22 protein-coding genes are annotated in these 24,512 nt (G+C 65.4%); 14 read left to right on the forward strand and 8 right to left on the reverse strand.

Annotated elements, in window-relative coordinates; all coding sequences use genetic code 11:
- Window positions 1-200: 200 nt before the first annotated feature.
- The 8 genes from OPIT5_18230 to OPIT5_18265 all read left to right on the forward strand — a co-directional run bounded on the left by OPIT5_18230 (window position 201) and on the right by OPIT5_18265 (window position 7,042).
- A complete protein-coding gene (locus OPIT5_18230; GenBank protein ID AHF91868.1) occupies window positions 201-338 on the forward strand; it encodes a 50S ribosomal protein L34 in 138 nt (45 codons plus the stop codon).
- A gap of 42 nt (window positions 339-380) precedes the next feature.
- Window positions 381-851: a ribonuclease P gene (locus tag OPIT5_18235; GenBank protein ID AHF91869.1), complete on the forward strand. Its 471-nt coding sequence runs from the start codon at window positions 381-383 to the stop codon at window positions 849-851.
- Between the two features lie 49 nt (window positions 852-900).
- Entirely contained in the window at window positions 901-1,185 is a 285-nt protein-coding gene (locus OPIT5_18240; protein AHF91870.1) for a hypothetical protein, read from the forward strand.
- A gap of 74 nt (window positions 1,186-1,259) precedes the next feature.
- Complete coding sequence (locus OPIT5_18245; protein AHF91871.1) at window positions 1,260-3,173, forward strand: membrane protein; 1,914 nt, start codon at window positions 1,260-1,262, stop codon at window positions 3,171-3,173.
- 146 nt (window positions 3,174-3,319) lie between these two features.
- Window positions 3,320-4,042 (forward strand): transcriptional regulator, encoded by a 723-nt coding sequence (locus OPIT5_18250; protein AHF91872.1) that lies wholly within the window; start codon window positions 3,320-3,322, stop codon window positions 4,040-4,042.
- A gap of 111 nt (window positions 4,043-4,153) precedes the next feature.
- On the forward strand, window positions 4,154-4,903 hold the full coding sequence (locus OPIT5_18255; protein AHF91873.1) for a glycosyltransferase family 1: 750 nt from the start codon (window positions 4,154-4,156) through the stop codon (window positions 4,901-4,903).
- A gap of 199 nt (window positions 4,904-5,102) precedes the next feature.
- A complete protein-coding gene (locus tag OPIT5_18260) occupies window positions 5,103-6,071 on the forward strand; it encodes a magnesium transporter (GenBank protein AHF91874.1) in 969 nt (322 codons plus the stop codon).
- On the forward strand, window positions 6,068-7,042 hold the full coding sequence (locus tag OPIT5_18265) for a magnesium transporter (protein ID AHF91875.1): 975 nt from the start codon (window positions 6,068-6,070) through the stop codon (window positions 7,040-7,042). Before OPIT5_18260 ends, OPIT5_18265 begins: the two co-directional genes overlap by 4 nt.
- A 170-nt stretch (window positions 7,043-7,212) precedes the next feature.
- Here the strand turns inward: OPIT5_18265 and OPIT5_18270 are convergent, their stop codons facing one another.
- The 3 genes from OPIT5_18270 to OPIT5_18280 form a co-directional block, all read right to left on the reverse strand.
- A complete protein-coding gene (locus OPIT5_18270; protein AHF91876.1) occupies window positions 7,213-7,929 on the reverse strand; it encodes a chromosome segregation ATPase in 717 nt (238 codons plus the stop codon).
- A gap of 183 nt (window positions 7,930-8,112) precedes the next feature.
- Window positions 8,113-8,538 (reverse strand): translation initiation factor SUI1, encoded by a 426-nt coding sequence (locus tag OPIT5_18275; GenBank protein ID AHF91877.1) that lies wholly within the window; start codon window positions 8,536-8,538, stop codon window positions 8,113-8,115.
- Entirely contained in the window at window positions 8,535-8,789 is a 255-nt protein-coding gene (locus OPIT5_18280) for a hypothetical protein (GenBank protein ID AHF91878.1), read from the reverse strand. The genes OPIT5_18275 and OPIT5_18280 overlap by 4 nt, the downstream gene beginning before the upstream one ends.
- A gap of 233 nt (window positions 8,790-9,022) precedes the next feature.
- On the opposite strand from OPIT5_18280, the gene sucA reads away from it, so the two are divergent.
- The 5 genes from sucA (at window position 9,023) to OPIT5_18305 (ending at window position 17,790) form a co-directional block, all read left to right on the forward strand.
- Window positions 9,023-11,770: an MFS transporter gene (sucA, locus tag OPIT5_18285; protein AHF91879.1), complete on the forward strand. Its 2,748-nt coding sequence runs from the start codon at window positions 9,023-9,025 to the stop codon at window positions 11,768-11,770.
- 110 nt (window positions 11,771-11,880) lie between these two features.
- Complete coding sequence (locus OPIT5_18290) at window positions 11,881-13,137, forward strand: dihydrolipoamide succinyltransferase (protein AHF91880.1); 1,257 nt, start codon at window positions 11,881-11,883, stop codon at window positions 13,135-13,137.
- Window positions 13,138-13,295: 158 nt separating this feature from the next.
- Window positions 13,296-14,684, forward strand: coding sequence for a dihydrolipoamide dehydrogenase (locus tag OPIT5_18295; protein AHF91881.1), 1,389 nt, complete (start codon window positions 13,296-13,298; stop codon window positions 14,682-14,684).
- Between the two features lie 108 nt (window positions 14,685-14,792).
- Window positions 14,793-16,562: an ABC transporter gene (locus tag OPIT5_18300; GenBank protein AHF91882.1), complete on the forward strand. Its 1,770-nt coding sequence runs from the start codon at window positions 14,793-14,795 to the stop codon at window positions 16,560-16,562.
- A gap of 103 nt (window positions 16,563-16,665) precedes the next feature.
- Window positions 16,666-17,790 carry a cytidyltransferase gene (locus tag OPIT5_18305; GenBank protein AHF91883.1) on the forward strand — a complete coding sequence of 375 codons (1,125 nt, stop codon included), beginning with the start codon at window positions 16,666-16,668 and terminating at the stop codon, window positions 17,788-17,790.
- Here OPIT5_18305 and OPIT5_18310 read toward each other — a convergent pair.
- The 5 genes from OPIT5_18310 to OPIT5_18330 all read right to left on the reverse strand — a co-directional run bounded on the left by OPIT5_18310 (window position 17,777) and on the right by OPIT5_18330 (window position 22,641).
- The gene (locus OPIT5_18310) at window positions 17,777-18,685 is read right to left on the reverse strand and encodes an AraC family transcriptional regulator (protein ID AHF91884.1); all 909 of its coding nucleotides are present in this window, start codon (window positions 18,683-18,685) and stop codon (window positions 17,777-17,779) included. The genes OPIT5_18305 and OPIT5_18310 overlap by 14 nt on opposite strands.
- Before the next feature lie 332 nt (window positions 18,686-19,017).
- On the reverse strand, window positions 19,018-19,962 hold the full coding sequence (locus OPIT5_18315) for a transaldolase (protein ID AHF91885.1): 945 nt from the start codon (window positions 19,960-19,962) through the stop codon (window positions 19,018-19,020).
- A 46-nt stretch (window positions 19,963-20,008) separates the two neighbouring features.
- The gene (locus tag OPIT5_18320; GenBank protein AHF91886.1) at window positions 20,009-20,578 is read right to left on the reverse strand and encodes a preprotein translocase subunit TatA; all 570 of its coding nucleotides are present in this window, start codon (window positions 20,576-20,578) and stop codon (window positions 20,009-20,011) included.
- 9 nt (window positions 20,579-20,587) lie between these two features.
- On the reverse strand, window positions 20,588-21,508 hold the full coding sequence (locus OPIT5_18325; protein ID AHF91887.1) for an aldose 1-epimerase: 921 nt from the start codon (window positions 21,506-21,508) through the stop codon (window positions 20,588-20,590).
- Between the two features lie 116 nt (window positions 21,509-21,624).
- Window positions 21,625-22,641 carry an AraC family transcriptional regulator gene (locus tag OPIT5_18330; GenBank protein ID AHF91888.1) on the reverse strand — a complete coding sequence of 339 codons (1,017 nt, stop codon included), beginning with the start codon at window positions 22,639-22,641 and terminating at the stop codon, window positions 21,625-21,627.
- A gap of 121 nt (window positions 22,642-22,762) precedes the next feature.
- On the opposite strand from OPIT5_18330, the gene OPIT5_18335 reads away from it, so the two are divergent.
- On the forward strand, window positions 22,763-24,466 hold the full coding sequence (locus tag OPIT5_18335; GenBank protein AHF91889.1) for a porin: 1,704 nt from the start codon (window positions 22,763-22,765) through the stop codon (window positions 24,464-24,466).
- Window positions 24,467-24,512 lie beyond the last annotated feature (46 nt).

A 24,512-nucleotide genomic window follows, 5' to 3' on the forward strand; every position in this document is an offset into this window, starting at 1 on the left:
AAAGCCGGAAATGCCGGAAACAAATGGCTGGAGGCGGAAAAATGGCAACAGGCGGCCGGAACGGCGAAAGCAGACAAAACCAGGCTGGCCGGAGGAAGACAAACTTCCGGCTGCAAAAATCCGGAGCCGCTCCCCGAATGCGCCCTTGACACGCGCCGGGCGGACGGGCACTTCGGTCAACTCTTAATCTCTTAAACGTCATGCAACCCACTTTCCGTCCGCACCGCAAGAAACGCGTCCGCAAGATCGGCTTCCGCGCCCGTATGGCCACCCGGGGTGGCCGCAAGGTCATCGCTTCCCGTCGGGCCAAGGGCCGCAAGCGCCTGACCGTCGCCTGAGCCGCGCCGCTCACGCTGACGGCCCGGATGTCTTTCCTCGCCATGCGCTTCCGCGCCGGGCAACGCTTGCGGCGCCAGGGCGATTTTCAGCATGTGCGCACCCGCGGGCGCCGCTTCGATTGCGGCGCCTTTGTGTTTTGGCATGCGCCGCGCCGCCCGGACCCTGTCCGCCGGCCGGCGGCGGCTCCGGATGCAAACCCGGCTCCGGATGCCGATGCGCCTCCGCCCGTTCCGGCTCCGGCTGTCGTCCCGTCGCCGGTTTCTCCCGTGCCGGCGGCCCCCGCCCGGCTCGGTGTCGTCGCTTCCCGCGCCGCCGTGGGCAATGCCGTGGCCCGCAACCGAGCCAAGCGCCGCCTGCGCGAGGCATTTCGCCAGCACCAGGATCTGGTGCCGCCCGGTCATGACGTCCTGCTGGTGGCCCGTCGGGCGATCAATCATACGGTTTTCGACGAACTGGAAAAAAGGTTCGTCGGGGCCTGCCGGAAACTCTTCGCTCCTCCACCCGATGCCTGAATCACTCGCCAGGTTTTTTCGCACTGCCGCCCGGTTGCCTGTCCGGGGGCTGCTGCTTGGCATCCGGTTTTACCAGCGCGTGCTCTCGCCCCTGAAACCCGCGATTTTCGGGCCTGCGTGCGGCTGCCGTTTTTACCCGACGTGTTCGCATTATGGCGCCGAGGTGTTGCGCGTGCACGGGTTGATCCGCGGAACGGGCCTCACCGCCTGGCGGGTGCTCCGCTGCAATCCGCTTTTCGCCGGCGGCGACGATCCGGTGCCGCCCCGCCGCGAGCCGCGGGCCCGGGGAGAACGCCGCCCCGTGTGCTCCCGGGTGTCGCGCCCGGCGGCGTGACGCCTCCCGCGCACCCTTTCTTTTCCCGGACGCATTTCCACAATTTTCCAACCGTTCGCCTTACTTCTCGTTAAATGGACAAAAAAAACCTGACCATCGGGCTCGCCTTCCTTGCGGCGGCCGCCGCTGTCTTTATCTACGGCGCGCGCCAGCAACCCAAGGCGCCGCCTGCCCAGACACCTCCGGCCGTCTCCGCTCCGTCCGCGGCGCCCGCGCCGGCCCCGGCCGTGGAGCAGACGAGCGCTCCGGCCACCATCCCGGGCGATGCGTCGTCGCCCGCCGAGCCGGTCCTGGCGGCGCCACCGCCGCCGCCCAGCACGGAGTTTGCCGCGCTCGCGAGCCCGAAGGCGGACGCCGTCATCACCACGCTCTCCAACGAATTTGTCGAAGTGCGCTTCACCAACTTCGGCGGCGCCGTCCGCGACGTGGCGATAAAGAAGTATCCGGTCACGAAGGACGATCCCGCGCCCTACGTGTTCAACGAGATCCATGCCGACCCGATTCTCGCCTTCACGGGAATCCCCGGCCTCGACCAGAGCACTCGCTTCGAACTCGTCAGCGCCACGCCGGCCGAGGTCGTTTACCGGGCCGTGTTCGAAAAGCGCCTCGAAATCACCCGCCGCTACACGCTCGCTCCCGCCTCCGACGACAAGGGCAGCGGCGATCCCTATCGTATCCAGCACACCACCACGCTGCGCAACATTTCCGACCACACCAATCCGCCCACCTGGGTCAACCTGAGCCTCGGCACCTCCTCGATCCTCAGCGCCACCGACAACGGATTTTATCTCAACGTCGCCTCCTACGATGGTGACAAGCCGCATTTCACCGACCGCAACGAACTCAAGGGCGGCGGCTTCCTCACCAATTTCGGCATCGGCGACGCCCGGCCCAAGGCCTGGGTGCACCAGCCCGGGCCGGTCGTCTGGGCCTCGGTCAAGAACCAGTTTTTCGCCAGCATCTACACGCCCGATGCGGCTCCCGCGGCCGGCGTCACCGTGCGCCGCGTGAATTTCGGCGTGCCGATCCCCGGCTCCAGCGCGGAAAACATCGGGCTCACGGCGTCGGTCAAGGTCGACCTCTCCGCCATCCCGCCCGGAGAATCCGCCACGATCGCCGGCAAGCTTTACGTCGGCCCCAAGGAGTACACCCGCCTCTCGAAGTTCGAGCACCGCGAGGACAAGGTGATGCAGTTCGACCGGTACTTCTTCAACCGCATCTTCCTGAGCGGCATCGTCGCCCCGATCATGAACCGGCTCATGAACTGGATCCACTCCGGCGTCGGCAACTGGGGCGTGGCGATCGTGCTCATGACGCTGCTCCTCAAGACCGTCTCGCTGCCCTTTACCCTCGCCGCCTCCCGCTCCGCCAAGCGCATGCAGAAATTGCAGCCGCTGATGAAAGAGATCCAGGAGAAGTACAAGGACAACCCCAACAAGAAGAATCAGGCGACGATGGCGCTTTTCAAGGAGCACAAGGTCAACCCGATGGGCGGCTGTCTGCCCGTGCTCATCACGATCCCGCTTTTCGTGGCGTTCTTCGCCATGCTGCAGGGCACGGCCGAGCTGCGTTTCCAGTCGTTCCTCTGGGCGAAGGATCTTTCCGCGCCCGACACCATCGCGCGCATCCCGCTCGGGTTCATGACGCTCCCGATCAACATCCTGCCGCTCCTCATGGGCGCCACGATGGTCTTCCAGATGCGCCTCACGCCATCGCCGTCCGTGGACAATGCCCAGGCGAAAATCTTCAAGCTGATGCCGTGGATCTTCACGATCATCTGCTACAACTTCTCCTGCGCCCTCGCGCTGTACTCCACGATCAACGGCCTGTTCACCATCGGCCAGCAGATCGTGGTCAACAAGCTCACCGACGACGAGCCCGTGGCCCCCGCCCCCGCTCCGGGCGGCGGCGGCAAGGGCCGCGGCCCCGGCGGCAAACCCGCCAAGCCCGTCAGGAACGTGACGCCGAAAGGCCCGCGGAAGTTTTGAAGCGCCCGGCGCTTCAAAATTTCCGCGCAGTTCAGGGTTTGGAGTTTGGAGTTCAGAGTTGGCGCAAAACGTCCAATCTCATCTCCGGATTCTGAACCAACTCCCAACCCTGAACCTTAAACCCTGAACCCTAAACTCGTTCGAACATGGCCGGTCATAACAAGTGGTCCAAAGTCAAACGGCAGAAAGCCGTCACCGACGCCCGCAAGGGCAAGGTCTTCTCGCGCCTCTCGCGCGACATCACGCTCGCCGCCAAGGCCGGCGGCGGCGACCCCGAAGGCAACGCCCGCCTGCGCACCCTGCTCGCCAAGGCGCGCGAAGCCAACATGCCGGCCGACAACGTCGACCGCGCCGTGAAAAAAGGCACCGGCGAACTCCCCGGCGTCGTGTATGAGGACATCACCTACGAAGCCTACGGACCCGGCGGCGTCGCCTTCATCGTCAAGGTGACGACCGACAACAAGACCCGCGCCGCGCAGGATGTCCGCTCCGTTTTCTCCCGTCACGGCGGCAACCTCGCCAGCACCGGCGCCGTGGCCTTCCAGTTCATCCATGCCGGCCAGTTCCTCATCGCCGCCGACCAGACCACCGAGGACGCGCTCATGGAAGTGGCGCTCGAGGCCGGCGCCGACGACGTGCTGACCAGCGAGCACGGTTTCGAGGTGCGTTGCGACGTGCACGTTTTCGACAAGGTGCTCACCGCCCTCGACAAGGCCGGCATCCGGACCGAAAGCGCCGAACTCGCCTACATCCCTTCGAATACCGTGCCGGTTGACGCCACCGTCGCCGCCGGCATCGAAAAGCTGCACGACGCCCTCGACGACCTCGACGATGTGCAGCAGGTCTTCTCCAACGAGGAGACGGCCTGAAGCGGAGAGCCGGCAGGCCGGCTTTCCCTCGACTTTCCCCAAAAATCAGGTGTTTGCCTGACTACCGCGAGGAAGGCGGAACTGGTAACGTACGTGTTATTTTCCGATCACATGTACAACGCTACCACATACCCGCATCCACAGCCTGTTTCACCTCGCAAGGGCGGCTTTCTCAACCTGATAGCGAAACCGGTCCGGCTCGGCGGCGCAGTTTTTGCGTCCACGGTCCTGTCGGCTGCGGGAGCCTTCGCCGATCTCTCGATTACCTTGCAGGATATCGATTCCAGCAGCCTCTCCTTCACTATCACGGGTACCTGGCCCGAATGGGCGGGCAGTTCTGCCGACAGTGTTATTTTCGTCTGGGCTTCCTCGTCCGGGATCATCGGCCCCTATACGGAATTCCTCAGCGACTCGCCGGATGCGGTGACGACATGGGAAAACACCAGGAAGGGGACGACGACGATTACAGACAATCTCAGTAGCATGGTGGAGGATTTGCCCTCAGGGTCAGCCGTGTTGGGCACCGGGGATGTCGGGGGGATCGATTCTCCAACCGGGGCGATTTTTTACATCAGCTATACCAAACTTCAGGAGAAGGTCGGACAGCCTGTTGACCTGACCTTTTCCCTGGACTGGAGCGCAGCGGCCGCCCTCATGGGAGGAAGTGTCTTCGACACCGGCTGGACGGGAGATCTGATCTTTGGCTGGGGGATGTCCGGGGCGCCTGGTTTCCCGACGCAGGCAAGTGATGCGGGCGTGATTCTGGGAACGGTGTCCGTCGTTCCCGAACTGGCTGCCTATGCGGCGCTGGCCGGACTGGCGATGCTGGCTTTCGTCGCGCTGCGCCGGCGGAAACGGTGACGAACTGATAGCACATTACGCAGCGCACAGAGGGAGCGGCGGCGTCTCCGCCGCCGGACGCGCGTCAGCGCGCCCGGATTTTGCAAGGATTGCATTTTTGGCGGACCTGCCGGGTCCGTCGGGCGGCGAGGACGCCGCCCCTCCCTGTCGGGGCTTGCCGTCACGCCCTCTCCGGCATTCGTTTGGCGCTCGCGCAGGTATGATCCACAACTTCATCTTTTCCGACGGCAGGCTGGTGGGCCACGATCTCGATCTCGACGCCCTGCGGCTCGTCCGTGCCGACAAGGGCCTCGTGCTCTGGGTCGATCTCGACCAGCCGACCGACGAGGAAATCAAGGCGGTGCTGGAAGGCGTGTTCGCGTTTCACCCCCTCGCCATCGAGGACTGCGTGACGCCCAGTTCCCTGCCCAAGGTCGAGGATTACGAAGACTACCTGTTCCTCGTCGCCCATCCGGTCGATTTCTCGCAGACGGACAAGTTCGCGACCACCGAACTGAACTTTTTTATCGGCAAGGAGTTTCTCGTCACCTTTCACCGTTCGCAGCTGCGCTCCGTCGCCTCGGTGATCGAGCGTTGCAGCAAGGGCGCGGGCATCGCCGCCCGCGGTTCCGACAAGCTGGCCCACCTCGTCCTCGATGCGATGATCGACAACTACGCCCCGATCACCGACCGCCTGCGCGCGCTGATCGAGGACATCGAGGAGGAAGTGCTCTCGCCCGATTCGGCCGACCTCACGCCGCGCCTGCTCGCCGCCCGCACCGAAATCTCCCGCCTGCGCGAGGTCATCCGCCCGCAGCGCGAGGTCATCACGCGTCTCGCCCACGGCGAATCGAAGGTGATCCGCAACGTCATGCTGCCCTACTTCCGCGACCTGCGCGACAATCTCGTGCGCATCGAGGAGACGGCCGCCAGCTACGCCGACCAGCTCCTCATCTCGTTCGATCTCTACCTGAGCAAGTCCGGCTACCAGGCCAACGAGGGCATCAAGGTGCTCACTGCGCTCACCGCGATCAGCCTGCCGGCGATCCTCATCGGCTCGTGGTACGGCATGAATTTCGAAAACATGCCCGAGCTCCACCTGCACTACGGCTATGCCGGCGCATGGATTGTCACCCTCATCTGCACCGCCCTGATGATCTGGTGGTGCCGCCGCCGCCGCTGGATATGATCACGACCCTCGTTTTTCGCGACAACCGCTTCAACCAGCGCAATCCGCCGCCGGAGGCGCTGGCCGCGCTGCGGCAGGACCCGGCGGTGATTCTCTGGATCGACCTGTCCGCGCCCACCGATGCCGAAATCAGATCCGTGCTCGAGGACTCCTTCGCCTTTCACCCGCTCGTCATCGAGGACTGCACCACCGATTCCCCGCTGCCCAAACTCGAGGACTACGGCGACTACCTCTACCTCGTGATGCACGCGGTGGACTATTCGAGGACCGACAAGTTTTCCACGACCGAACTCGATCTCATCCTCGGCAAAAACTTTCTCGTCACGCTGCACCGGCAGCCGCTCCGGCCGGTCGATCTCGCCATCGAGCGCGCCGTGAAACTGCCGACCGTGGTGCGCGGCCCCGACCGTTTCGCGCACACGCTGCTCGACTTCATGGTTGAGGCCTACAAGCCCGCGCTCGACGAACTCAACCGCGACCTGCGCGACATCGAGGTGGCGGCCCTGAGCAATGCGCCCGCGCGCGAGCTTTTCCCGAACGTGGTGGCCTTGCGCAAGGAGCTCTCGCAACTGCGCCAGATCGTGAAACCGCAGCGCGAGGTCGCCGCCCAGCTCGCCGGCCGCAAGTGGCGGCTGATCCGCCCCGTGATGGTGCCCTACCTGCGCGATCTCTCCGAGGAACTCGGGCGCATCGAACAGCATGCCGCGGCCTGGGCCGACCAGTTGATCCTGTCGTTTCGCATCTATCTCAACAAATCGAGCCACGAAGCCAACGACGGCATCCGCGTGCTGACGGCGCTGACGGCGCTGACGATCCCGCCGCTGCTGGTCGGCGGCTGGTACGGGATGAATTTCAAGGCGATGGAAGGCGTCGAGCTGCATGCCCGTTACGCTTACCCGATCGCGGCGGGCCTCACGGCCGCCTGCGTGCTGGCGATGCTGGCCTACATGCGGCGCAAAAAATGGCTGTGAGCCGACGGGCGCCCGACGGAGCGGCGGCATGGCAAGCTGTCGGCCTTCGGCCTCGGTACCTGCCGCTGCGACGAGGCGCAGGCGCGCCTCGCCCTTTGCCTGATCATAGCCCAAACACCTGACCGGCGACGCTTCGCGTCGTCTGCAGCGGCAGGAATGCCGCCGCTCCCTTACGGCTGCGGAGCCGCGGCGTGCTCGCTTTCCAGCTCGGCCTCGGCCGTTCTGGCGGCGGCCTCGCGGCGCTCGTTTTCCATCAGCACCTGCAGATTGTAGTGTTGGCGGACCTTGTATTCCGGCGGATAAACGATCCGGTCGACCGGGCGCACCGAGGCGATGGCGGAGAGCTGGCGGTCGCGCTCCTCCTGCGCCCGGAGGGCGGCGAGGCGGGCGGCTTCGCGGTCGGCATCGGCCCGGCCGCTGTTCAACTCGCCGGTGCTCTGAACCCGGGCAAGGGCATCCTGGCGCGCTTTTTCGGCGGCGGCGGCCTCGCGGGCGCGCTGTTCGGCGAGCTGGCGGGCCTCGACATCGGCGCGGGCCTTCTCGTCGGCGAGGCGCTTTTGCTCGGCAGCGAGGCGGGCGGCTTCTTCCTCGCCGGCCTTTTCGGCGGCGACGCGGCGTGCTTCGGCTTCGGCCGCGGCGAGGCGGGCGGCTTCGGCCGCCTCGGCATCTTTCCGTGATTTGAGCTCGGCGAGGCGGGCCGCCTCGGCCTCTGCGGCGGCCAGGCGGGCAGCTTCGGCGGCGCGCTCACGTTCGGCCAGTTCATCGGCGGCGGTTGCCTCGGTCTGCTTCGCCTCGGTGGCCTTCTTTTGCCAGCTCTGCCAGCCGAAAAAGCCGGCGCCGGCGAGGAGCAGAAGGACGATGATCGTGATGATGCTGTTTTTTTTCATAAAAGGGCTTCCGGGCTTGGAGGAGAGAGAATCAGGCAGGCGGCAGGATTGCCGGATCGAGGCCTGAAGGGTCCGCTCCGGACAAAACGTTGAGCCAGGTTAACCATTGCGGGGCATCATGCAAGCCATGTGAGGGGGTTGCGCAACCCCCTCCCTCCCCTGGCGGGCATTTCCCGCAGGATGTCATCCGCCGGCGAATACGGGCCGGAAGCCGGCCTCGGCGAGGATCCGCGCGACGTCCTCGCGTTTGTCGCCCTGCACCTCGATCTGCCCGTCCTTGACCGTGCCGCCGCACCCGCACGCCTTCTGCATTTTTTTCGCGAGTTGTTCCTTCTCCGGCAGGCCGATGCCGACAAAACCGCGCACCACGGTCACCGTCTTGCCGCCGCGGCCGGCCTTGGTGCGGAGGATGTCCACGCGGCCGCGATTTTTCTTCGGAGCCTCGCCGCCGGCCGGTGACGGTCGAAATTCCGCCTTGGCGGATGCTGGCGGGCCGGGCGGCAGGCCGAGGCCGGCGAGCGCGCCAAAGGGGTTTTGTCCGAGGTCCTGCCCGCCGTCGGTGGCGAGCTTGCCTGTGCCGTTTCCGGTGATTCGATCGTTCCTGCTCATGCGCCAGCTCCCCCTTTCCGGCCTCCGCCACAGACGCCCGCCGGGATGTCCCCGGCGCCGCCGAGAAACATGAGCGCTTTCGCATAGCTCCGGTTCTGAAGAAAATGCGCCAGTTGTGGGTGCAGGCCGCCCGTCTGCCCGCGTGCCAGCAAATCATCCAGTTGCGCCATACGGGTGCCGATGGTCTGCCCATCCGATTTCCTGATGGCCTCCAGTAGCGCGATGAGTGCTTCCTTGATGTCGGTTTCCATTTTTGTCATTAATTTATAATCACGTCTCGCGGACAATGCTTCAGCTACGCTCACATTATACGCAGCAAGGGGCAATGAACTTGAGAAAAGATACGATCCGGTAATTGATAAGGGTGCCCAAAAACAACGGGCATGACTACGAACGACCTCAAGCACACATCCTGCATCTTTCCGAATCCGCGCCCGACCGCATCTTCCGGACGGCCGCGGCTTGTTTTTTTACGACGACAATCATGAATCCAACGCTCCCGACCCGCGCCAATGCGGATGTCCTTGAAGCCGCCTACGCCCAATGGCTCGACAATCCCGATTCGGTTGACCCCACCTGGCGCGCGTTTTTCCAGGGTTTCACCCTCGGCAACGCCGGCAGTCCCATCGGAGCCGCGCCCGCCGCCGGGATCAAGGTCATCGACAGCTACAAGCAGGCCCAGGTCGGCCGCTTCATCAACGCCCACCGTTCGCACGGCCACCTCGAGGCCCACCTCGATCCGCTCAGCCCGCCGCCGCCGCCCCACCCCAAGCTCACGCTGTCCGCCTTCGGCCTCGGCGAGGAGGATCTCGACGAGTCCTTTACGCTGACCAATTTCAAGGGAGGCGGCCAGATGCGCCTGCGCGACATCGTCGAGGCGGTCAAGGACACGTACTGCACCAATGTCGGCGTCGAGTACATGCACGTGCAGGACCACGCCGCCCGCGAGTGGCTGCAAACCCGCATGGAGTCGTGCAACAACACGCCCTCCTTCACGAAGGAGCAAAAGCGCCGCATCCTCCGCCGCGTCCACAAGGCCGAGCTCTTCGAAAAATTTCTCCACACCAAGTACGTCGGCCAGAAGCGCTTTTCGCTCGAAGGCGGCGAGACGGTGATCGCGGCCTTCGACGCCATGATCGAGCACGCGCCCGAGGTCGGCGTCGAGGAATTCGTCCTCGGCATGGCCCACCGCGGCCGCCTCTCCGTCCTCGCCAACATCCTGAGAAAACCCTTCGACGTCCTCTTCGAGCAGTTTTCGGAAAACTACATCCCGCACACCGTGGCCGGCGACGGCGACGTGAAGTACCACCTCGGCTACGAAGCCGTGCTCTCCACGAGCGCCGGCAAGACCGTCGAGGTGCGCCTCGCCGCCAACCCTTCGCACCTGGAGATCGTCGATCCCGTGGTCGAGGGCAAGGCCCGCGCCCGCCAGCGCATCCGGGGCGACTCCGTCGAGCGCCGCCGCGTATGTCCGTTCCTGATACACGGCGACGCCGCCTTCGCCGGCCAGGGCGTCGTGGCGGAAACGCTCAACTTTTCCCAGCTCTCCGGCTACCGCACCGGCGGCACCGTCCACCTCGTCATCAACAACCAGATCGGCTTCACCACGCTGCCCGTCGACGCCCGCTCCACGCGCTACTGCACCGACGTCGCCAAGATGATCGAGGCGCCCATCTTCCACGTGAACGGCGACGATCCCGAGGCCGTCTGCATGGTGGCCCGCCTCGCGCTCGAGTTCCGCGTCAAGTTCCAGCGCGACATCGTCATCGACATGTACTGCTACCGTCGCCACGGGCACAACGAGGCCGACGAACCCGCCTTCACCCAGCCCGTCCTCTACAAGCAGATCGCCAAACACCCGCTCGTTTCCACGATCTACACGCAGCGCCTCGTCGAGGAGGGCACGTTCACCCAGGCCGATTCCGACGCCATCAAGGCCGAGTACACCGCCGCGATGGACGCCGCCTTCGAGAAGGCCAAGCTCGCCGACATCGAGCGCGCGGCGACCGGCGAGAAGGGCGACCAGTTCCGTGGCTCCACCGCCGTTTTCCAGCCCGCTTACAATCACGATCCCGTGCCCACCGCGGTCACGCCCGAGGTGATCGACACCGTGGTCACCGGCCTCACGCACCTGCCGCCCGGTTTCCACCCCAACCCGAAAATCCGCCGCTTCCTCGACGCCCGCATCCAGTCGCACAAGGAAGGCGGCCCCGTGGACTGGGCCTACGCCGAGGCGCTCGCCTTCGGCACGCTGCTCATCGAGGGCATCCCCGTGCGTCTCAGCGGCCAGGATTGCGAACGCGGCACCTTCAGCCACCGCCACGCCGTCCTCTACGATTACGAGGACCGCGAAAAGTACATCCCGTTGCGCCACCTTTCGGAAAACCAGGCCAGGTTCTGCGTCTACAATTCGCTGCTCTCCGAAGCGGCCGTCCTCGGTTTCGACTACGGCTACTCGCTGGATTTCCCGCAGATGCTCTGTATCTGGGAAGCGCAGTTCGGCGACTTCGCCAACGGCGCGCAGGTCGTCATCGACCAGTTCATCAGCTCCGCCGAATCCAAGTGGCAGCGCGCCAGCGGCATCGTCCTGCTCCTCCCGCACGGTTACGAAGGGCAGGGGGCCGAGCACTCCTCCGCGCGCCTCGAGCGTTTCCTGCAACTCTGCGCCGAGGACAACATGCAGGTCGTCAACATCACGACCCCGGCCAACTACTTCCACGCCCTGCGCCGGCAGATGAAGCGCGATTTCCGCAAGCCGCTCATCGTCATGTCGCCCAAGTCGCTCCTGCGCAACCCGATCGCGGTGTCGATGTTCCCGGACTTCACCAGCGGGCATTTTCAGGAGATTCTCGACGACCCGCATTTCGGCAACCCGGCCGACGCCCGCCGCGTCATCCTCTGCTCGGGCAAGGTTTACTACGACCTGCATCACTACCGCGTGACCAACGGCATCGAGGACGTGGCCCTCATCCGCGTCGAGCAACTGTATCCGTTGCACAAGGACAAGCTCGCCGCCGTCGCCAAAACGTACGCGCGCGCCCACCTTGCCTGGTGCCAGGAGGAGCCGCAGAACATGGGCGGCTGGAGCTACATCGCCCCGCAGCTCGAGGACATTTTCGGACGCAAGCCGGCCTACTACGGCCGCGATGCCGGCGCCGCGACGGCGGTCGGCGCGCTGGCTGTCCACAAGATCGAGCTCAACGCCTTCCTCAAGGCGGCCTTTGCCGAATAAAAACTGCGGCGATGGGCAGAAAACCCGTTCCCGGGCTTTTCAGCCCGGCGGATCTGCCCTATCAGTCTCATCTGTCATCTCTGTCCCGTCCAACGACCCGTTTACCGACCATGCCAACTATCGACGTAAAAATCCCTCCCATGGGCGAATCCATCCTGACCGGCGTGCTGGCCAAGTGGCGTGTGGCCGATGGCGACGTTGTCGCCCGCGACCAGCCGCTCTTCGAGCTCGAGACCGACAAGATCACGTCGGAAGGCATGGCGGAGGCCGCCGGCAAGATCACGCTCAGGACGGCCGAAGGCACCGAGGTGAAGATCGGCGAAGTGGTCGCCACCATCGACACCGACGTCACCGCCGGCGCGGCTCCGGCCGCGGAACCGGCGCCCGCGCCGTCCGGAGCCAAAGCCGCCGCGTCCGCGGCTCCCGTTTCTCCGGCCGTGGCCCGGATCGCCGCCGAGACCGGCATCGATCCGGCCACCGTCCCCGGCACCGGCAAGGGCGGGCGCGTCACCAAGGCCGACCTGCTGGCCGCCGCCGAAGCCGCCGCGTCTTCGCCGAAAGCTGCCGCCGCGCCTCAGCCTCCGCCGCCCGCGGCACCGTCCCCGGCGCCGGCGCCTGCCTCCGACTCCGGCAGCGGCAGGAATGCCGCCGCTCCTGCAATCCCCGCCGGCCGCCAGACGCGCAAGAAACTCTCGCCGCTGCGCAAGCGCCTCGCCGAGCGCCTCGTCCAGGCGCAGCACCAGGCGGCCATGCTCACCACGTTCAACGAAGTGGACATGAGCGCCGTCATGGAGCTTCGCAAAAAATACCAGGACGATTTTGTGAAGAAAAACGGCATCAAGCTCGGCTTCATGTCCTTTTTCACGAAGGCGGTCGTGCATGCCCTCCAGGCCGTGCCCGGCATCAACGCGCGGATCGAGGGCGACGAGATCGTCCAGAACAGCTATTACGATGTGGGCGTGGCCGTCTCGACCGACAAGGGCCTGATGGTTCCGGTCATCCGCGATTGCGACACCGTCAGCATGGCCGGCATCGAAAAACAGCTCGGCGACCTCGCGAAAAAAGCGCGCGACGGAAAGATCACGCTTCCCGATCTCGAAGGCGGCGTCTTCACGATCACCAATGGCGGCATTTTCGGCTCGATGCTCTCGACGCCGATTCTCAACGCCCCGCAAAGCGCCATCCTCGGCCTGCACGCGATCAACGAGCGCCCCGTCGCCATCAACGGCCAGGTGGTCATCCGCCCGATGATGTACCTCGCGCTCAGCTACGATCACCGCCTCGTGGACGGCAAGGAAGCCGTCACCTTCCTCGTCAAGGTCAAGCAGGCCATCGAAGACCCGACCCGGCTTCTGCTGAATCTGTAACTGGAAGTTTGTAGTTGGAAGTTGGTAATCAGAAACCGGTGAAGGCGTGTTGCCGGGCCTGTCTCCTGTTTACCGCTCATTTCCCTGCCCTGCCCCGTCCGTCGCCAACCACCAACTACAAACTACAAATTTCAAACTACCAACTTCAAACCACCACCATGCAATTCGACCTCATCGTCATCGGCGCCGGCCCCGGCGGCTACGTCTGCGCCTTCCGGGCCTCGCAACTTGGCCTCAAGGTCGCGCTTGTCGAAAAACGCCCCACGCTGGGCGGCACCTGCCTCAACGTCGGCTGCATTCCGGCAAAAGCGCTCCTCGCTTCGTCCGAACACTTCGCCTTCGCGCAAAAGCACGCCGCCGCGCACGGCATCAAACTCGGCTCCGTCGAGCTCGATCTGCCTGCGCTCCTCAAGAAGAAAGACGACGTCGTCGCGAAACTCGTCGGCGGCGTGACCGCGCTCGCCCGCGCCCGCAAGGTCACGGTCGTCACCGGCGCCGCCACGTTTGTCGATGCCTCCACCCTCAAGGTCCGGAACGGGAACGATGCCGAACCCGCCACGCTGACTGCGAAAAACATCGTCATCGCCACCGGTTCCGCGCCGGTCGAGCTGCCCTTTCTCAAGTTTGACGGCAAGACGATCCTCTCCAGCGACGACGCGCTTTCGCTGCCCGAAGTCCCGAAAACACTCGCGGTCATCGGCGGCGGCGCCATCGGCCTCGAACTCGGCAGCGTCTGGTCGCGCCTCGGCTCCGAGGCCACGGTCGTCGAGTTTTTGCCGAAAATCGCCGCGTCCAGTGACGATGACGTGGTCCGGCTCTACACCCGCCTCCTCGGCAAGCAGGGGCTGAAAATCGAGACCGGCGCCAAGGTCACCGGCTATGCGAAGGGCGTGCTCACCGCCATGCGCGGCGAGACGCCGCTCGAAATCCCGGCCGACAAGGTGCTCGTCGCCGTCGGCCGCCGCCCGGTCAGCGAAGGCCTCGGGCTGGACACGATCGGCGTCACGCTCGACGAGAAAAAGCGCATCGTCGTGGACGACCACCTGCGCACGAACGTGCCGGGCGTATGGGCGATCGGCGACGTCGTGGCCGGCCCGATGCTCGCGCACAAGGCCGAGGAAGACGGCGTGGCCGTGGCCGAGTGGATCGTCGGCAAGGCTGGCCACATCAACTGGGATTTTGTTCCCGGCATCATCTACACCGATCCCGAGATCGCCAGCATCGGCCTTGGCGAGGATGCGGCGAAGGCGAAGGGCATCGCAGTCAACGTCGGGAAATTCAACTTCGCCGCCAACGGCCGCGCGATCAGCGCCGATGCGACGGACGGTTTTGTGAAGATCATCGCCGACGCGAAAACGGACAAGCTTCTCGGCGCGCAGATCCTCGGCCGCAACGCCGGCGAGCTGATCGGCGAGATTGTGGCGCACATGGAATACGGCGGCAGCGCCGAGGACCTCGCCCGCACGATCCACGCCCACCCGACGATGAGCGAGGCGATCAAGGAAGCGGCTCTCGCCGTCAGCAAGAGCGCGCTCCACGCGATCTGAAAACGCGCCGGTTTTGACCGGTGTCGCCGGACAGCTCCGGGGGCTGCCCGTTGACGGGGCTTGCATGTGTCGGCACGCGCTTTTAAGTCCGGCTTTCAAACGATACTTATGGCCTCCGACCTCAGCCGTTTTCGACCCTACATCCGTTATCTGAAACCCGTGCGCTGGGCTTTCGCGGGGGCGATCCTGTTTGGTATCCTTGCCGGCATCGGCAACGGCGCCGCATTGCCTTACCTGATGAAGAAGGTGTTGCCGCAGATGTTCGACGCCACCGCCCCGCGTGTATCTCTCTGGTACATGGCCATGATCTCCGCATCGATTCCGGGGGTTTTCATTTTCCGCAACGTCATGGGTTACCTCAACGTTTACCTGCTCCAGTACTGCGGCACGCGGATCCTCGAACAGTTGCGGCTGGATTTCTTCCGCAAGCTGCAACTCCTGCCGATTTCGTTTTTCCAGGGGCAGCGCAACGGCGACCTGATCTCGCGCGGCATGGCGGATACCAACCAGCTCCAGACGACGATGAGCAACCTGGCCAACGACCTCGTGCAGCAGCCGTTCACGCTGGCCGCCGCCTTGGGGTATGTGGGCTGGCTGGCGTTCAGGGAGGAAGGCGTGATGATGGTGCTGGTCTGCCTGATCATCGTGCCGCTGTGCGTCCTGCCCATCCGGTACGCGGGCAAGAAAGTCGTCCGGCGGGCCAGCCAGCTTCAGCGCGAGCTGGGTTCGGTGACCAATGTGATGAGCGAAAATCTCGGCGCGGCCCGCGAGGTGCGCGCCTTCGGCATCGAGGCGCGCGAGACGGCCCGATTCGGCGCCCGCACGCGCCAGCTTCTCACCTACCAGATGAAGATCGTCAAATATTCCAAGGCGATCAGCCCCGGTATCGAAATCATCTCCTCGTTCGGCATCGCGATGACCCTGGTTTACGCCTATCATGTCCGGCTGAGCTGGGAGACGTTCATGGCGATTCTGGTGGCGCTCTACGCCTGTTACGGCCCCATCAAGAAACTGGGCGAGCTGAGCAACAACATGAAGCGCGGGCTGGCCTCGCTCGACCGGATCGAGGAGGTCCTGAATGAGCCGGTTTCGATCACCGATCCCGCCAGCCCCGTGAAAATCGGGCGGCTGCGCGGCGACATCGCCTTCGAGCATGTGACCTTCGCCTACAAGAAGGAGCCGGTGCTCGCCGACGTGAACATCACCTTGCCGGCGGGCACGGTCTGCGCGCTGGTCGGGCCGAGCGGCGCGGGCAAATCGACCTTCGCCAACCTCGTGCCACGCTTTTTCGATCCCGGCGCCGGCCGCGTGACGATCGACGGCATCGACATCCGCGACATGCGACTGGCCGACCTGCGCGGCAATATCGCGCTCGTTTCGCAGGAGGCGATTCTCTTCAACGACACCATATACGAAAACCTCCTGCTCAGTCGTCCCGGCGCCACGCGCGCGGAGGTCGAGCAGGCGGCGCGCGATGCGCACGCGCACGAGTTCATCATGAGCTTCCCGCAAGGTTACGACACGATCGTCGGCGAACGCGGCGCCTCGCTTTCCGGCGGGCAGCGCCAGCGGGTGGCCCTCGCCCGGGCATTCCTGCGTAACGCCCCGATCCTCATCCTCGACGAGGCCACCAGCGCGCTCGACAGCGAAAGCGAGGCGATGATCCAGAAAAGCCTGACCAAGCTCGTCCAGGGCAAGACGGTGCTGATGATCGCCCACCGGTTTTCCACCATCCGGGACGCCACGATGATCCTGCTGTTCAACGAGGGTCGCATCGTCGCCCGCGGACCCCACGCCGAGCTTTATGCGAGCAGCCTGCTCTACCGCGGGCTCTACGACCAGCAAAGCACCGGCGCGATGCCGCCGGTGGCGGCGTGACTGGGGCAGGCGTCGGTCATAAGCGGACGGCACAGGGCAGATGAGATTTTGTTTTCAGAAAAAGCTCCCGCGAGCCGTCCGGAACTGCTAGCGACAGAAGCGAATGACACGCGTTTTTGTCTCCGGCTGTTACGATATTCTCCATGCTGGCCATGTGCAGTTTTTCCGCGAAGCGCGGGCGCTCGGCTCGCATCTCACGGTCTCGTTCGCCTCGTCGGATGTCCTCTGGATTCACAAGCAGCGGAAAAGTTCGTTGCCCGACGAGCACAAGGCGGCGCTGATCGCCGCGCTCGACATGGTGGACGAGGTGGTCGTGGGCCGTGGTCACGAGGAGGGGATCGATTTTCGCGAGGATTTCCTGCGGCTGCGTCCCGACGTCCTCGCGGTGACCGAGGACGACAAGTACGCGCCGCTGAAACGGGAACTCTGCGACCAGGTCGGGGCGAGTTACGTGGTGCTGCCGAAAACGCCGCCGCAGTTCACGCCGATCTCCACGACCGAGATCGTCCGCTATATCCGCGCGCCGCAGGAGGCGCCGTTGCGGGTGGATTTCGCCGGCGGCTGGCTCGACGTGCCAATGTTTGCGCGGGCCGGCGCATGGATCGTCAACTGCGCGATCACGCCGACGGTGTCGTTGCGGAGCTGGCCGTACGAGCGCAACGCCGGCCTCGGCGGTAGCGGCGCGTGGGCGCTGCTCAACGGCAAGGACGGTGTGGACGCCGAACTCGGGATCGGCACCGGCTGGCAGGATCCGGCCGTGATTGCCGAAACGGGCCTTTGCGTGTGGCGCAGCGGTCTGCGGCCGGATCTCGAGATCAAGACCAGCGGCGATTTCCTGCGCGGCCGCATGGCGCTTTACTGGACGGGGACGCCGCATGACACGCCGGGCGCGACCGGGTTGGCCCGCGATTACGACGCGATCGAGCGCGCCGGTCGCACGGCCCGCGAGGCGGTCTGGGCGAACAGCTACGAAGGGCTCGCGGCGGCGGTGCGCGAATCGTACGCGGTGCAGCGCGGCGAGGGCATGGAGCCGCTGCCGGGCGATCCGGAAGCCGGCAACGGGGAACTGTCCGCCGGCGTGGCGGCGGCCGGCGCCCTGGCGTGGAAGTATTGCGGCGGCGGATACGGCGGATACGCGCTTTATCTTTTCCCCGATGCGGCGGGGCGCGACCGCGCGTGCGCGCTGCCGGGATTCCGTCCCGTCGAGCCGTTCATTATGGTGGATTGAGTCCCCGGCGCCACCGGTCGGGGCTCACGCCGAAGGCGCGCTTGAAGGCCGCGGACAGGTGGTAGGGCGAACTGAAACCGAGCGTCTCGGCGACCTCGGCGAGCGTGGCGCGCGAATTGCCGAGGAGCCGGCGCGCTTTTTCCAGGCGCAGACGCTGCATCCAGGCGCGCGGGGCAAGGCCGGTTTGCCGGCGAAACTCGCGGCGGAAATACGAATAGGCCACGTCCAGTTCGCGGGCGAGAGCCTGCATCGAGGGCGGGGCGTCGAGCCGCTCGGCCAGCAGGTCCTCGGCGCGCCGCACGGCCCGGGTGATGGCGGAGGGCGGATTCTCGTGCCGGTGATGGCGGCGGCGGGCATCGGCCACCCGGGCGGCCAGTTCCCAGGCGGCGGCGGACGATTCGGGAGAAAAGCCGGGTGATGCGTCGTCGCGTCCGCGCAGGAGGGCGTGGATGCGGCGCAGGAGGCTTTCGGCCGGGGCACGGTCGAGCTCCACACAGGGGGAGGCGGCGGACCATTCGCCGGCGGCTTCGAGCCGGGCGCAGGCGGGGCCCTGCAATTCGACCCAGAGCTCCGTCCAGCCGGTGCGGCGGTCGGGCGCGTAGCGATGCCATTCGCCGGGAAACAGGACGAGCGCGGTGCCGGCGCCGATGGTCCGCAGGGGCTGGTGGCGGGATTCGAACCGGCCGCGGCCGGCGGCGATGAACACAATCTGCCAGGCGGGGAGCACGCGGCCGTAGTCCCAGGCAAACGCATGATCCGGCGGATGCCCGGCGGGCGGGTAGGGGGTACCGGGGGCGTTGCGAAGTTGTCCGCCGCCGGTGACGGCCAGCCCCCAGGTTTCGGCTTCGGGAGGGCAGGGAAGGTAGCGGAAAAAATCGGGCGGCGGGCGGGGCATGGATGGCGGACGGATCGGAAGGGGGAGGGAGCGGCGGTGTAGTAATATCGGGATTACACCGGTTTCCTGAAGGTTCCGGATTTTACACAAAGATCGCGAAGGGCGCGAAGAACTTGACAGACGATCCTTTGTGGTCTTTGCGACCTTTGTGTAAAAATCAGAAGGTTTTTAAAAATCGGTATTACACGGGCGGGATGCTTGCAGCCTGGAGTCACAGGCGCGGAGGCCTGTGGCTATAGCTCGGACGTGGCAGCATGCCTCCCTGCATGCCGGACACGGGCTGGGAAGCCCGTGTCCATTTCATGGGCAGGATGCCCATGCCACGGGCAGGCTCAGCCGCGTTTTTTCGCGATGAGTTGTTCGAGCTTCACGATGTCGGCGGAGAAGAGCCGGATGCCTTCGGCAGTCTTTTCCGTGGCCATGGCGTCTTCGTTGAGCGCGAAGCGGAAGGATTTTTCGTCGAATGTGACCTTCTCCAGATCGGCCGAGGGAGCCTTGGCCGGATCGAGCTTGCGGGTGACGGGTCCGTCGCCCGCCTTGAGCTCGGCGAGGAGGGCCGGGGAGATCGTGAGCAGGTCGCAGCCGGCGAGTTCGAGGATCTCGCCCTTGTTGCGGAAGGACGCGCCCATGACCTCGGTCTTGTAGCCGAATTTTTTGTAGTAGGTGTAGATCTGCGTGACGGACTGCACGCCGGGGTCTTCGGCGGGGGCGTAATCCTTGCCGGTGTTTTTCTTGTGCCAGTCGAGGATGCGGCCGACGAAGGGCGAGATGAGCTGCACGCCGGCCTCGGCGCAGGCGACGGCCTGCGGGAAGGAGAACAGGAGCGTGAGGTTGCAGTGGATGCCTTCTTTCGCGAGCTGGCCGGCGGCGCGGATGCCTTCCCAGGTGGAGGCGATCTTGATGAGCACGCGGTCGCGGCCGATGCCGGCTTTTTCGTAGAGGGCGATGATCTCGCGGGCCTTGGCGAGGGTGCCTTCGGTGTCGAAGGAAAGGCGCGCATCGACTTCGCTGGAAACGCGGCCGGGGACGATTTTCAGGATTTCGAGGCCGAAGGCGACGAGCAGCCGGTCGATGACCTGCGGAAGGGTGGCGGCGGAGCCGGCATCGGCAAGGGCCTTGTCGAGGAGCGCGGCGTAGGCGGGCAGGCCGGTGGCCTTGAGGATGAGCGAGGGGTTCGTCGTGGCGTCGCGCGGGGCGAACTCCTTCATGCTGGCGAAGTCGCCGGTGTCGGCGACGACCGTGGTGAACTGCTTCAGTTGATCGAGTTGGTTTGGCATATGCGGACAGGCGTCGGAGGACGCGGTGCGGGTTGTCGTTGTGGTTTTACAAGGGGAGAGTGTCGGGCGGAGTGCCGGGGGAGCGTGAGGCCGGGGGCGGCGGGGGCGATGCCGGCGGGGGAGCGGGATTGGCGGTCGGAGGATAGTCGTCATCCGGCGTGACCGGGGCGGAGGAGACCGGATCGGAGACCGCGGGGGCGGAGGAGGCGGAGGGGGCGGCCGGAGCCGGCAGGCTGCGGCTGGCGGAGCGCGAGGCGGCGGTGCCGTTGACCGGCTTGCGCCGGCGGGGGCGGGGCGGCGGCTCTTCCATGGCACGCTTGATTTCTTCCTCCACGCCGCTGGTGGCTTTCTTGAATTCCCGCATGGCGCGCCCGAGTCCGCGGGCCACATTGGGCAAGCCCTTGCCGCCGAAGAGCACGAGCCCGAGGACGAAGATCAGCAGCAACTCCATCGAGCCGATCCCTTCAAGGAACGCCAGCGTGCCGGATGCGGCCAGCGGCGATGGCGGATACGGATACACGGGCGGGGCGGGGAAGGCCACCGCGGCCGTGGCGATGGAGTGAAACAGGGAGGAAAACAGCGTCAGACCCGGCAGACTCATGGTGGCAACGATCATAGTCCGTTCTTACGCCAGCGCCACCTCGACGATGTAACTCTGGCTCTTGCCGGGCGGCACGTGGTGGAGGCCGACTTTCGTTTCGGGAGCATTGGGCGGCCCCATCCAGGGCTCCACACAATAGTACGGCGCGTCGGCATCGGGGCTCCAGGTGACAAAGGCGGCTTCCGGGTGCGGCACGGGAGCCTGGCCGTTTTTGAGGGTGATGCCGGCGCCGCCCGCGACGGGCCGGACGGTGACGGTGTTGGACTTGAGGCCGAGGTGGATGGCGTCCACGATCTCCGGGTTGCCGAGCGACTCTTCGGGCTTGAGCGCCGGGCCGGGCACGAGCTGGCCGCGCGCGTCCTGGCGGACGGTTTTGCCGGAGAGAATCCTGATCCGGTAGTCGCTGCGGGTGCGGCCTTCTTCCCAGGGCAGGGTGAAATAAAAATGATGCCCGGCGCTCCACGGGATCGGCGTCTTGCCCGTGTTTTTGAGGATGAATTCGCAGGTGAGGCCGAGCGGGGCGAAGCGGTAAACGACGGTGAAATCGTAATCGAACGGGTAACACTCCCGGGCATGCGCATCGGGGACGAAGACGGCCATGAAACCGCGTTCATCGATGTGGGTGATCTCGAACCGCCCCTGGCGGGCGAGGCCGTGCATGGGCATCGGGCGGCGGATGCCATCGGAGTGACGCCAGAACTGGATGTCGCCGTGATCGAAGCTGCGGGCGTTGAAGGGGAAAAGGATGGGATTGCCGCCGCGCACGGAGTGAAAGCCGTCGAGCGTGTCGATTTCCGGCCAGTGGAGGACATCGCGCACGGTCCCGTCGCCGAGCGTGACGTGCCAGTGCATGAGCCGGGCGCCGCGTTCGGGAATGGCGAGAAAAGTGGACTGTCCGACCGACCACCGCCGCAACGTTTGCCCAAGCCAGGGAACTTCTTCCATAATAGATAAACAGTAAAACCCTACAGTTGCCCGCGGCGGGGCGGCGGCGCAAAGGGTTTTTTGGTTCTTTTGCACGGGTGTCTTTTCCGGGCGACGCCCGGCGATCGCGCGGCGGCTTACCCCGTGCTTTTCAGGTCCACGCCGGGAGAGTAGTCCACGCGGTCGTGATAAATGGTCTTGGGCCGGTCGCTTTCGCGTTTTTCGTCATCGAGGCGGCTGGCGCGGTAGGCTTGCGGAGTGAGGCCGGTGTGCTTGCGGAAAACCCGCGTGAAATACCCGGGATCGGAGAACCCGCATGCCCATGCGATTTCCGAGACCGACAGCGCCGGGTTGGCCAACGCCTGCACCGCGCCGGTGATGCGCTGGCGATGGATGTAGTGGATGAGGGTTTCGCCGGTCTCCTTGTGAAACAGGTGCGAGAGGTAGTCGGCCGAGCATCCGAGCCGCTGGGCCACGAGGATGACGTTGAGCTCGCGGTTGTAGAGCTGGTCGCGCACCAGCCATTTCACCTGGAAGATGCGTTGCGGTTCCTGGCGCAGTTCCGGGGTTTCGGTGCGGGCGAGGTCGCCGAGCACGGCGAGCATGGCGAGCGTCAGCCCGCGCACGGCGCTTTCCGCCTCGGCGGTGGACGCGTTGCCCAGCAGCGTCAGGTAATCCACCAGATCGATCAGCCGTTTCAGGTCGGGGGTCGGGAAAAACAGGATCTGCTCGATATCCGGACGCCCGTCGCCGGCGTCGGCCGCGAAGTGCATGCTGACCGAGCTCGAATAAAAACCCACCACGAGGTTGCGGAACTCCTCTCCGCCCGGGCCGCGCCGCGCCTCCTCGCCGTGCGGCAAGCCGGTGGCGAGGACCGCCAGTTCCCCGGGACGCAGGCTCAGCGCCTCGCCGCGACCGGGGAAGCGAAACCGCGTCTCGCCCTGCAGTTGCAGGAAAATCTCCGGGCGCAGGTGGTAGTGCATGCCGGGGCGCGGCTGCATCAGGTGGGTGGTGTGCGGCACCCGCACCTTGGCCCGGCCGGTTTCCACCGCCTGCATCTGGCTGCGCAGCAATTGATAAAACTCCCGCCTCACGGCGTCGTTGCCGAGTGTCGGGATCAGTCGCGGGGCGAGACCTAGGTTTTGTCCTGGCATTATCGGACATGGAGCAGGAAATGCCGTTGAAGGCAAAACCTTGCGGGCTTTCTGTTTGCCCGTCTTCACAACTGCCGCCCGGGCCGCTGTTCGTGCCGCCCGGTTTTTCTCCCCCTGACCGGTGACCCGGCTCCCGCGTTCCGATCGCACTCTTCCTCCCCTCCAAACCACCATGAAACCCAAACCCTGGAACCACACCGCGCGCGGCTGCCTCATGGCTGCGCTTGTCGTTGTGGGCACGACGTTCGGCAGCACGCCGGCGTTTGCCCAAAGCTCCGCTGACATCGAGGCCCTGCGCGCCGAGATCAAGGCCTCCCGCGAAGCGTACGAAGCCCGGATCGCCGAGCTCGAGAAACGCCTCGCCACCCTCGAAAAATCCCCCGCGCCGCCGGTCGCCGCGCCCGCCGCCGGCGCTCCTGTGCCCGCCGCCGGCAGCGGCAACCTCGAACAGCGCGTCGCCGCCCTCGAACAGGGCCAGCAGGCCACCAGCCAGTCGCTGGAGGAAGTGCGCTCGCCGGGCTTTTTCGAAAAACTCATCCCCGAGGACGTGACCCGGAATTTCGAGCTGCATGCGTATCTGCGCGCCGGCTACGGCATCAACCAGCGCGGCGGCGGCCAGGAAAAAATCACCAGCCCGGACGGCCTTTACCAGATCGGCCCCGGCCGTCTCGGTGACGAACCCGACACCTACGGCGAGCTGACCTTCAAGTACAACATGCCGCGGGCCGACGAAAACGCGGTGAAGTTCGGCTTCCAGACGACCCTCGCCTTCAAGTACAACGGCGACAAGAACAACTACACCAACCAGAATGGCGACGGCGTGGACCTGCTCTTCCGCGAGGCCTTCGTCACCGCCAGCAACGTCTTCAAGACCAACCCCGACGTGCAGTTCTGGGCCGGCCAGCGCTTCTACGACCGGCACGACATCCACATCTACGACTACTACTTCCTCGACACCTCCGGCTACGGTGGCGGCGTGGAAAACATCAAGCTCGGCCCCGGCAAGCTCGCGGTCGCCTGGATCGGCGGCACCGACAACACCGCGCAGGTCAAGGATCAGTACAGCCTCACCAAGCAGATCATCGACATCCGCTGGAGCGACCTCCCGTCCCTCTTCGGCGGCAAGGGCACCCTCTGGGTGTCCCCGCAGTACGTGAACGGCGGCAGCGGCGTCAAATACAGTTCCGGCGCGCCCAGCGCGACGCAGGGCATTCCCGACGACGATGTCGGCCTCGCGCTCGGCTGGATCCAGTTCAACGAGCTGAGCAAGGGCTACAACAAGCTCTCGCTCCAGTACGGTTTCGGCGCCGGTTACCAGTTTGGCGCCTACGTGCCCCTGCTCGACACCGCCAACGGCCAGCCGAGCGACTTTCTGAAAGACGCCTGGAGCGCGCAGATCACCAACCAGCTCGTCTGGCAGTTCAGCGACCAGTTCTCGCTCATGTGGGCCGCCGTCGCCAACTGGGAAGACAAGGGCTGGAAATCCGCCTCCGAATCCGGCTCCGACCGCCTCTTCCTGACCACCGCCGTCCGCCCGATCTACATGTTCACCGAACACTTCGGCATCGAGACCGAACTCGGCGTCGACTGGGCCAACGACGTGCGCTGGACGCTCAAGGACGACGACCAGTCGGCCATGGCCAAACTCACCGTCGCTGCCGTCATCAAACCCTCGGGCGCCTTCTGGTCGCGCCCTGAAATCCGCGCCTACGCCAGCTACTATTACTGGGGTGGCAGCATGCCGAGCTGGTACGTGCCCAACGGCGAAAAGGCCACCTCCACCGGTTCCTGGACCTTCGGCCTCCAGGCCGAAACCTGGTGGTAGTTATTACCTGACTACGCATCCCGTAACGCGCCCGCCGTCGCTCCTC

The organism is Opitutaceae bacterium TAV5, assembly GCA_000242935.3.
GTDB lineage: Bacteria > Verrucomicrobiota > Verrucomicrobiia > Opitutales > Opitutaceae > Geminisphaera.

Coding starts and splice junctions, on each gene's coding strand:
- OPIT5_18320 (AHF91886.1), bottom strand. CDS start 20,578: ATGATCGTTGCCACCATGAGTCTGCCGGGTCTGACGCTGTTTTCCTCC.
- OPIT5_18270 (AHF91876.1), bottom strand. CDS start 7,929: ATGAAAAAAAACAGCATCATCACGATCATCGTCCTTCTGCTCCTCGCC.
- OPIT5_18230 (AHF91868.1), top strand. CDS start 201: ATGCAACCCACTTTCCGTCCGCACCGCAAGAAACGCGTCCGCAAGATC.
- OPIT5_18255 (AHF91873.1), top strand. CDS start 4,154: ATGTACAACGCTACCACATACCCGCATCCACAGCCTGTTTCACCTCGC.
- OPIT5_18295 (AHF91881.1), top strand. CDS start 13,296: ATGCAATTCGACCTCATCGTCATCGGCGCCGGCCCCGGCGGCTACGTC.
- OPIT5_18235 (AHF91869.1), top strand. CDS start 381: ATGCGCTTCCGCGCCGGGCAACGCTTGCGGCGCCAGGGCGATTTTCAG.
- OPIT5_18310 (AHF91884.1), bottom strand. CDS start 18,685: ATGCCCCGCCCGCCGCCCGATTTTTTCCGCTACCTTCCCTGCCCTCCC.
- OPIT5_18325 (AHF91887.1), bottom strand. CDS start 21,508: ATGGAAGAAGTTCCCTGGCTTGGGCAAACGTTGCGGCGGTGGTCGGTC.
- OPIT5_18305 (AHF91883.1), top strand. CDS start 16,666: ATGACACGCGTTTTTGTCTCCGGCTGTTACGATATTCTCCATGCTGGC.
- OPIT5_18250 (AHF91872.1), top strand. CDS start 3,320: ATGGCCGGTCATAACAAGTGGTCCAAAGTCAAACGGCAGAAAGCCGTC.
- OPIT5_18300 (AHF91882.1), top strand. CDS start 14,793: ATGGCCTCCGACCTCAGCCGTTTTCGACCCTACATCCGTTATCTGAAA.
- OPIT5_18330 (AHF91888.1), bottom strand. CDS start 22,641: ATGCCAGGACAAAACCTAGGTCTCGCCCCGCGACTGATCCCGACACTC.
- OPIT5_18315 (AHF91885.1), bottom strand. CDS start 19,962: ATGCCAAACCAACTCGATCAACTGAAGCAGTTCACCACGGTCGTCGCC.
- OPIT5_18280 (AHF91878.1), bottom strand. CDS start 8,789: ATGGAAACCGACATCAAGGAAGCACTCATCGCGCTACTGGAGGCCATC.
- OPIT5_18265 (AHF91875.1), top strand. CDS start 6,068: ATGATCACGACCCTCGTTTTTCGCGACAACCGCTTCAACCAGCGCAAT.
- OPIT5_18290 (AHF91880.1), top strand. CDS start 11,881: ATGCCAACTATCGACGTAAAAATCCCTCCCATGGGCGAATCCATCCTG.
- sucA (AHF91879.1), top strand. CDS start 9,023: ATGAATCCAACGCTCCCGACCCGCGCCAATGCGGATGTCCTTGAAGCC.
- OPIT5_18245 (AHF91871.1), top strand. CDS start 1,260: ATGGACAAAAAAAACCTGACCATCGGGCTCGCCTTCCTTGCGGCGGCC.
- OPIT5_18260 (AHF91874.1), top strand. CDS start 5,103: ATGATCCACAACTTCATCTTTTCCGACGGCAGGCTGGTGGGCCACGAT.
- OPIT5_18275 (AHF91877.1), bottom strand. CDS start 8,538: ATGAGCAGGAACGATCGAATCACCGGAAACGGCACAGGCAAGCTCGCC.